This window comes from Microbacterium sp. AISO3, assembly GCF_002204305.1.
GTDB classification, from domain to species: domain Bacteria; phylum Actinomycetota; class Actinomycetes; order Actinomycetales; family Microbacteriaceae; genus Microbacterium; species Microbacterium arborescens.
Genome location: NZ_NHRF01000137.1, coordinates 1 through 405 on the forward strand (window position 1 = coordinate 1; position 405 = coordinate 405).

The following is a 405-nucleotide window of genomic DNA, read 5'->3' on the forward strand; positions in this document are numbered from 1 at the left end:
GTTCTGGAAGACCATGGCGATGTCACGGTCCTTCGGGGGAAGATCAGTGACATCGCGGTCCCCGATCCAGATGGAGCCGGCATTGACCTCTTCGAGGCCGGCTAGCATTCGCAGAGAGGTCGACTTACCGCAGCCAGACGGTCCCACGAGGACCATGAACTCCCCGTCGCCAATGTCGAGGTCGAGCTTGCTGACGGCTGCGCGATCGGTGCCCGGATAAACCCGAGTCGCCTCCTTATATTGCACGGTTGCCATGACCGTTGTTCCTTTCCACGGGCAGGTACGTGCCCGACGATCCGTTGTGGAAAATCGGTGACGGATGTCACCGGGTCCCTCCGAGGTTTCGAGGAGCCAAAATTGATCATAATGGACACAACCCACAAAGGTGGGCCGGGGGGTGAAGAT

Annotated in this window: 1 protein-coding gene; it reads right to left on the reverse strand. The window is 59.3% G+C overall.

The window, feature by feature from the left end:
- On the reverse strand, positions 1-255 hold a 255-nt coding region (locus CBF90_RS16680; RefSeq protein WP_141097228.1), incomplete at its 3' end, for an ATP-binding cassette domain-containing protein.
- Positions 256-405: the final 150 nt, after the last annotated feature.